The organism is Rhodococcus sp. KBW08 (genome assembly GCF_003852455.1).
GTDB classification, from domain to species: domain Bacteria; phylum Actinomycetota; class Actinomycetes; order Mycobacteriales; family Mycobacteriaceae; genus Rhodococcus_F; species Rhodococcus_F baikonurensis.
The window spans coordinates 751886-760583 of record NZ_QAJJ01000002.1; the positions used below are offsets into that span (position 1 = coordinate 751886).

5 protein-coding genes are annotated in these 8698 nt (G+C 57.1%); 4 read left to right on the top strand and 1 reads right to left on the bottom strand.

Annotated features, from left to right (window positions below; translation table 11 throughout):
• Window positions 1-488 precede the first annotated feature (488 nt).
• From DBV08_RS03955 to DBV08_RS03970, 4 genes are all read left to right on the top strand, one after another.
• On the top strand, window positions 489-1460 hold the full coding sequence (locus DBV08_RS03955; protein WP_116058180.1) for an ATP-binding cassette domain-containing protein: 972 nt from the start codon (window positions 489-491) through the stop codon (window positions 1458-1460).
• Window positions 1457-2320 (top strand): ABC transporter permease, encoded by an 864-nt coding sequence (locus DBV08_RS03960; protein WP_124566559.1) that lies wholly within the window; start codon window positions 1457-1459, stop codon window positions 2318-2320. Before DBV08_RS03955 ends, DBV08_RS03960 begins: the two co-directional genes overlap by 4 nt.
• Entirely contained in the window at window positions 2317-3177 is an 861-nt protein-coding gene (locus tag DBV08_RS03965) for an ABC transporter permease (protein ID WP_116056981.1), read from the top strand. Before DBV08_RS03960 ends, DBV08_RS03965 begins: the two co-directional genes overlap by 4 nt.
• 207 nt (window positions 3178-3384) lie before the next feature.
• Window positions 3385-4386, top strand: a complete 1002-nt coding sequence (locus tag DBV08_RS03970; RefSeq protein ID WP_116058181.1) for an alpha/beta hydrolase family protein — start codon at window positions 3385-3387, stop codon at window positions 4384-4386.
• A gap of 169 nt (window positions 4387-4555) precedes the next feature.
• Here the strand turns inward: DBV08_RS03970 and DBV08_RS32720 are convergent, their stop codons facing one another.
• Window positions 4556-8512 carry an amino acid adenylation domain-containing protein gene (locus tag DBV08_RS32720; RefSeq protein WP_311713407.1) on the bottom strand — a complete coding sequence of 1319 codons (3957 nt, stop codon included), beginning with the start codon at window positions 8510-8512 and terminating at the stop codon, window positions 4556-4558.
• Between the last annotated feature and the right edge of the window lie 186 nt (window positions 8513-8698).

An 8698-nucleotide genomic window follows, 5' to 3' on the forward strand; every position in this document is an offset into this window, starting at 1 on the left:
GATCCGAAGATTTTGGACTAACACTACCTATAAAAAACTGCGAGCCCAAGGAAGTATCGCATTGTCAGATCCATCTCCTCTCATACCGCCATGCGCGTCAGAAATAACACCGGGTTTCCTCCGATGAAGAATGAACCCCCATGGAGAACCCGATTCCATTGAGTTCTTATCAACCCGAAAATTCAATTTCTCCAAATCATGACAGCTACGGCCGAGCAGCCTCAGAGAATGAGTAGTTGGTGACCTGCGCAAGCACTTCAGACAGTTCGAATCGACTGTGACATCGAGCACAAGGTGAATTGGAGGGTGAACTCCCCGCCGGGACCAGCAGCTCGAGGAGCACCCGACCTTGGGACCTGCCCGACAAACGGGCCAGCGCGTGACCCTCCGGTAACATCTGACCGGAGATTACAGATAGAAGACAGAAGGCATCTGTGCGCCCGTCGGGAGCGCGTGCCCGTTCCGACCATGCAGACAGCGGAGTGTTGATGCCCTTTTCCACGGATGCAGCAGTACTAGTGGAAGACGTCCACAAGTCTTTCAAGAACGTGCACGCGCTGCGAGGGATCAACTTCACTGCCCCCCGCGGCACAGTCTTGGGGATTTTGGGCCCTAACGGCGCAGGCAAGACGACGACGGTGAAGGTTCTCTCCACACTTATTCGCCCCACCAGCGGACGCGCAATGGTCGCCGGGTACGACGTAGTGCGCAACGCTCCTGAGGTGCGCCGCTCGATCATGATGACAGGGCAATTCGCTGCCCTCGATGATTCACTCACCGGCCGCGAGAACATCGAACTTTTCGGCCGTTTGATGGGACTCGACAGAGTGTCGGCAAAGGTACGTGCCGCCGATCTACTCTCGCAGTTCGACCTCGTGGAGGCAGGCTCTCGCGTTGTCCGGAATTACTCGGGAGGTATGCGTCGACGAATCGATATCGCCTGTGGCCTCGTCGTTCGCCCCGAGGTCGTTTTCCTCGATGAACCGACGACCGGCCTCGATCCGCGAAGCCGTCAGAGTGTCTGGTCACTGGTTCAATCTTTGAAGGAACAGGGCATCACGGTGCTCCTGACCACCCAGTATCTCGAGGAAGCCGATCTCCTGAGCGACAACATCATCGTCATCGACAAAGGCGCGGTTATCGCCGAGGGAACTGCTGATCAACTGAAGGCACGAACTGGTGCAAGCTTTTGTGAGATCGTGCCTGCCGACCTCAAGCAGTTGGCCCACGCGGTCCACGCCCTAGGAAATCTGGTGCCGCGAGACTTCCGGTTCGACCTGGCACAGGAGAGTGGCCGAATCGCCATACCTGCGCCTGTCGGCGCCGGAACACTCTCCGAAGCCCTTCGCCGTCTCGATCATGCTCGGATACCGCTTGCCGACATCGCACTTCGCCGCCCGTCGCTCGATGACGTCTTCCTCGCGCTCACAGGTGAGCAGCACGTAAGTGAGACGAAGTGACGACAACAACCAAATTCGGGGTCGATCAGGTGGCTGTCCGTGGGGACACGCGCAGCAAGATTGCAGTCCCTGAAGCCTTGAGCGTCGGCAAGCATCGCCGACCACATCCCTCAGCGATCAACCAGTGGTGGGTATTGACGGCACGCACCGTCAAATCAATGGTGAAGCGCTACGAACTGTTGATCGCGGTCATCGCGCCGTTGATCTTCACAATCGGTTTCTACCTCCCGTTGAAGTTCGTCATGCAACTGCAGGGCATCAACTACGCACAGTTCTTGATGCCGATCATCGTGCTGCAAGCCATGGCATTCACATCGATCTCGGCCGCCCAGATGTCTTCGACAGAATCGATCACCGGCTTCAGCAACCGCATGAAAACCATGCCCGTCGTCGGCCCCGTGCCCCTCTTGTCCCGTCAATCGAGCGGCTTCGTACGTTCGACAGTCTCCCTCGCCGCGGCGTTGACCTTCGGACACCTGATTGGATTCCGGTTCTCCGCGGGCGTAGGCCAGGCCGCACTGTTTTGTGCGATTGCCCTGGCCTTCAGCACTTGTCTGTCCTTCGCGGGTGACGCGATCGGTTCGTTGTCGAAGAGCCCACAGGCAACCAGTCAGGCGCTGACACTCCCACAGTTGATTTTGGGGATGTTGTCCTGCGGTTTTGCACCCGAGACTGGCTTCCCCGAATGGATACGCCCATTCGTGCGTAACCAGCCGGTCTCCCAGTTCTCGTTTGCCATGCGCGATCTTGCGCAAGGAGGCGTCACCTGGAACGTCCTGTTTCCGGTCGTCGCTTGGACCGTCGGATTGATCGTCTTCTTTGCGCCGTTGGCGTTCTGGGCAAGCATGAGGCGGTCATGAGCGAGCCGACAGATCGTTTCATGGCGGTTGTTCGTCCGGTCGAGGGATTCAACTTCCCCTACCCCGACAATGCGCTTCCGGAAACCTCGTTCAAGGCTCTCGTCGTGCACAGTGGGATACAGGCCAAGCGTCTGCTACTCACCTGGCTGCGGGATCCGTCGACGACTATTCAAGCGCTCGTATATCCGGCTTTCATGCTTTTGATGTTTCGGGTTGTCTTGGGCAATTCGATCACGGCAGCAACCGGACAGTCGAGCATCTTCGGAACGGTTCCGCTGATCATTCTCGTCGGCGCCATGTTCGGGTCGATTGCTAGTGCAGTCGGCCTCAAAGGCGAAAGAGCGTCTGGCCTTTTGAGCAGATTCTGGACGCTCCCCGCGCATCGTGCGTCAGGCCTCGTAGGGCGAATGATCGCGGAAGCAGTTCGCGTTCTCGTGACATCAATTGTGATCCTCGGTGTCGGATATCTGCTGGGATTCAGGTTCAACCAGGGCCCACTCGCGGCCGTTGCACTCTTGGCGTTACCCATAATCTTCGGTGTCGGCTTCGCAATGATGGTGACGGCACTGGCCACTGTCTCCGACAACCTGCCGCTCGTCGAGATTGTATCGATCTCCTGCACTCTCTTGATGTTCTTCAATTCCGGATTCGTTCCAGTGATCGCGTACCCCAAGTGGCTGCAGCCCATAGTTGCCGAACAACCCATGTCGGTTGCAATCGATGCGATGAAGGGGCTATCGCTGGGAGGCCCGGTAGCCGAACCCGTGATCAAAACCCTGATTTGGTCACTAGGCATGGTCGCGGTCTTTGTGTACCCCGCAGTTCGTGGATACCGACGCGCCGCGTCGATGTCGTGATGAGAGCGGATCAGGGCTCCTCATGGAGCCAAGGAATTTGATCGCGCCGTAACGATCTCGGCCCGAAAACCGACTTCACAGATCGAGAAAAACAAGTGGCTCCGGGTTGAAGATTGACATTCCCGTGCCGCGCAACGAGAGGGATCTAACTTGACGCGTACAAGACAGTCCATATGGAGGCGTGCGACGGGCGTCGCAGCCGTGTCGATGGTGTGCGCTCTGGTTCCGGCCGGTATCGCAAGCGCGTCGCCTGTCGCTCACCAGGGCGGCGGGGATGTAGCAGAGTCCATATCGGATGGTTCCTACATCGAGTCTGTCGAGCAGATCAACGATCGCCAACAGATCGTAAACGTGTACGCGGCGTCGATGGAACGCGTTGTTCCAATCCAGATCATCACCCCCGCGGACAATTCTGTTCCCCGCCCCGTCCTCTATCTTCTCAACGGCGCCGGCGGCGGCGAAGACTCGGCAACATGGGAGTACCAGACCGATGTCGTCGACTTTTTCCAGGACAAAAATGTCAACGTCGCAACACCTGTAGGTGGTCGCCTTTCGTACTACACCGACTGGGAGAAGGAAGACCCGAAGCTCGGGAAAAACATGTGGAGCACCTTTCTAGGAAAGGAGCTCCCGCCACTGCTGAACAAGCAGCTCGGTAGCAACGGCCAACAGTCGCTCGCGGCAATTTCGATGTCAGGCACTTCGGTGCTCAACCTTGCGATCGAATACCCCGGCTTCTACAACTCCGTCGCCGCATTCAGTGGATGCGCTCAGACGAGTGATCCTCTCGGACAACAGTTCATCAAGACCACCACAGAGTGGATCGGAGGCGTCGAAGATGTACAGAACATGTGGGGACCGTTCGACGGGCCTGGCTGGCGAGAACACGACCCTCTAGTCAATGCGGAAAAGCTGCGTGGCACACAGATCTACATGAGCACCGGTAGCGGACTCCCCGGTTTCCCCAATGACACACCCGCAAACCCGCGTATCCAAGACGGTCGCGCGGCGATGTTCGACCAGATCGTTGTCGGCAGCCCCATCGAGCTTGCAACCAATCTTTGCACCTCGAACATGGCTAAACGCCTCTTCGAATTGAAGATCCCAGCCGTAGTGGACTTCCGGCCGACTGGCACTCACTCGTGGGGCTACTGGCAGGACGACCTACACAAGTCCTGGCCATTTATTGCGCAGTCCCTCGGAATCTGACGAACTCAAACCCAAGGGGTGGTGCAGTGGACAACAGGGTCCACTGCACCACCCCTTCTGTTATGCGAATCCACGCCTGGCGCAGTTCAAAATTGTGCATCGACGTAGTTCGAAATCTGCAACCACCCGCGTCGGCAAACAGGCGGGGCAGATACTTCTTACCCACGGCCTACTTGAGAGCCTCCCCGACAATCGGGCCGAGCTTCGTGAGTCCATGAGGCGTCATCATCTCGATATGCTCGATGTCGACACTGTGTGTCGCCAATCCCCCTTGAAGGAATGGACGCCACCGGTCTGCGCCCTCGACTTCTGAACTTCTGGTCCGCGATGCAACGAACGTCGTCGGTCCGGTGAACACGCGTGGTGAATGTTCGTTGATCAGAGTGGCCGTACGCGCGATGCTGTCGAACAATCGCTGCACACGCTCAACAGTCAAGCCGATTCGTTCGCCTTGAACTGAATCGAGGATTTCAGCAGCCCGTTCGACCGAGAGAGAATCAACCCGCTCGTCTCGGTCGACCTCCAACCCCAGCGCCGAAAGCTCGACCCGGACCATATCTGCGAATTCCTTCTCGTCTCGCTTCTCCGGAGTTCCGTCAAGGAGAATCAAAGCGCCAACCACTCCTCCGAGCGACTCGATTCGAGTGGCAATTCCTTGAGCCAGAATGCAACCGAACGACCAGCCGACAATTCGATATGGGCCAACGGGCTGGATCAGCATCATCTCCGACACGTACCGGTCGATATAGTCAGTCAGATGCGTCGGCATGAACCCGTCGTCGGACAGCACCGGTGTCTGCAATCCGTAGATCGGCACCGATCGCTCGATGTAGCCGGCCAGAGGCGCGAACGGCCATGCGAACCCCATCAGAGGGTGCACACAGAACAGAGGCGATTCCGAGCCGGTACTCCGGAGCGGAAGGACCACCTGCAGCGCTGCACCACTGCCAGATTCAAATCCGACACGAATCCCCAATGCTAGAGCGTCAGCTAAGGTTTCGACTCGGGAGTGAGCGAACAACACACGAATCGGGACATCGGCGGACACCGCAGCACTCAATCGCGCAACGACCTTTGCTGCGATGAGGGAATTGCCGCCGAGTTCGAAGAAGTCGTCGTCGAGACCGACCATCCGAGTTTCCAACACGTCCTCGAGCACGGCAACAACAAGTTTCTCGGTCTCAGTACCCGGAGCACGATATGGCCTTTCCTCGAGCACTGGCTCAGGCAGTTTCCGACGATCCACTTTCCCGGATGCTGTGAGTGGAAGCGTATCCAACACAACAAACTGCGACGGAATCATGTACGAAGGCAGTCTGTTCGCAAGTTCTTCACGAACATCCTCGATCTCGATACGTGCTGCTGTAACTCCAGTCAGATAGGCAACCAGCCTAGCTCCGGCTTTGGGGTCCTCGTGAAGGACGACGACCCCATTGCTCACCGACGCAAGAGTCGTCAGTGCCGCATCGATCTCTCCCAACTCAATGCGCTGGCCCCTCAACTTCACCTGGAAGTCACTGCGCTCAACGAATTCAAGTTGCCCAGACCGACTCCACCGAACGATGTCTCCGGTTCGATACATCCGAGCACCAATCGAACGCCCACGCTCGTTGATCGAGAGCTCACCTGCGAACGGATTGGCCACGAAACGGTCAGACGACAAGTCAGCGCGCCCATAGTAACCACGCGCCAATTGCACACCTGCCAAGTACAACTCGCCTGCAACCCCATCCGGGACTGGGTTCAATCGCTCGTCGAGAACAAACACCTGAGTGTTCCACGCCGGCACGCCGATCGGGACGATCGCCGCTTCCGTCGCTTTGTATTCATGCGAGGTCACCTGGATGGTCGACTCCGTAGGGCCGTAAAGATTGTGTATCGCAGCACCAGATCGATCCCACACCAATGCTGCTGTGGATGCGAGCAGTTGCTCCCCACCGGAAAAGACCATGCGCAGACGCGAAAGGTCGTGTTTCACTGAACTACTGAAGACCGGGGCCATCATTGCGGGCACAAACTGAACAACACTCACAGCGTTTTCCGAAATCATCTCGGCCAGATGCTCTGGCCGGCGATGCCCATCCGGCCCGACGAGAACCACTCTCGCGCCAACCTGTAAGGGCCAAAACATCTCCCAGACCGAGGCATCGAAAGTAAACGGAGTCTTGTGCAGAACGACGTCCGATCCATCGAGTTTGTATCGTTCCTGCATCCAGCTCAGCTGATTGACGACTGAATCGTGGGAAATCGTAACGCCCTTCGGCTTCCCTGTTGAGCCCGAAGTGAACAGCGTGTAGGCCGCGTTCTCAATGTGGAGCGGAGCAATCCGATCATCATCCGTGACAGGAGAATCCGGAAGAGAATCAATACCCGGGGCGTCGATCACAATAACTGGGACGCCAGCGGAATCGATCTGGACATCGCTGGTGACGAGCATACAAATCGGGTCAGCGGCGCCCACAACGTACGAATTGCGTTCATCCGGTTGATCAGGATCAATTGGAACATACGCGCCTCCTGCCTTGAGGACCGCATAGACCGCAATCATCATCTCAAACGATCGGCGAAGCGCCACAGCAACGAGAGTCTCAGCGCCGACTCCAATCGAAATAAGTTTCCTGGCAAGACGATTAGCTTTTGCGTCGAACTCGGCATATGTCAGCTCATGCTCGCCATACGTGAGGGCAGTCTTATCGGCCGACCGACGAACCTGCGCGTCGAACAGGTCAACCAACGAATTTGTCGGCAGCCGATGTTCGGTCAAATTCCGCTCTTCGATCATTCGCGTGCGTTCTATATCGTCCATGATCTCGATGTCGCCCACCGATCTAGCCGACTCCGAATCCTGTATCGCGAAGGCCCGCAAGATCGATACGAATCTTCTCATGAATCCTGCAATGGTCGATTCATCGAACAAATCTGTCGAGTAGTCGACGCCGAAAGACATTCCGCCAGATGCACCTGTCTCATCGATATTTTCGACCACGGTGACGGACAGATCAAACTTGGCGAATCCCGTATCGAACTCGACTCCTGCCACCTTCAACTCACCGAACTCCAATGCGACCTGTTCCAAATTCTGGAACGCGAGCATTACTTGGAACAACGGATTGTGTGACTGTGATCGTGCAGGGTTGAGTATTTCCACCAAACGCTCGAATGGAACATCCGCGTGATCGAACGCCTCAATGTCAACCGTCCGTATCGATGCCAACAGACCATCTACCGACATCGCCGGATCTACCTGAGTCCGCAACACCAAAGTATTGACGAACATCCCGACCAAGTCGTCGAGTTCCTGCTCGCCGCGACCTGCAACCGGGGTACCGATTGATACGTCGCGAGTTCCCGCCAGGCGACTCAACAGTACCGCCAATGCCGCATGCACAACCATGAACATTGTCGAGTTCAATCTTTGTGCGAGACCTTTGAGAGCACTGTGCAATTCGGCATCAACCGAAAAATCGTGACGCGCACCGTCATGCGTGGCGACAGTTGGACGCGCTCTGTCCCACGGCAGCGATAGTTGTTCTGGCAGTCCGGCCAGGGCATTTGACCAGTAGCCGACTTGTTGTGCAATTACAGATGCGGGGTCACGCTCAGATCCCAGAACCTTACGTTGCCATAGCGAGTAGTCGGCGTACTGCACGGGTAGTGGCGCCCAGCTGGGTGCCTGCCCCACTCTCCGGGCTGCATACGCAACCATCACGTCCCGCGTCATCGGAGCTATCGAGTAGCCATCGCTACTGATGTGATGAACGACCAGAACCAATACGAAATCGTCTTCACCGACTTCGAACAGGCGACCTCTCACGGGAACCTGCTCTGTGACATCGAAGCCCTCGCTGACAAAGCAGATGACGGCAGCTTGCACATCAGATTCGTCGACCGAGACAGGGGTTAGATCCAACTCGAATTCCCCGACTCCGAGGACCCGCTGAAAGCCGACACCATCAGATTCTGGATACAGCGTTCGCAAAACCTCGTGGCGCGCTATCACATCTGATATCGCAGCCTGCAAAGCAGGAACATCCAGAACGCCGGATAGACGTATCGCTGCCGGAATATTGTTCGCAGCCGAGGCTTGATCAAGCCGATTCAGGAACCACATCCGCTGCTGCGCCATCGAAAGCGGAACATACGCCGGACGGTCCTGCGCAATTAGGGCTGGCCGTCCGCCTGATCCCGTGTGGGACCCGAGTCGTGCGGCCAGCGCTTCGACAGCTGGGGCATCGAACAAGACACGAACGGCCACCCTGGTATTCAGTGCGGTACCGAGTCTTGCCGCTGCTCGTGTCGCGATCAGCGAATT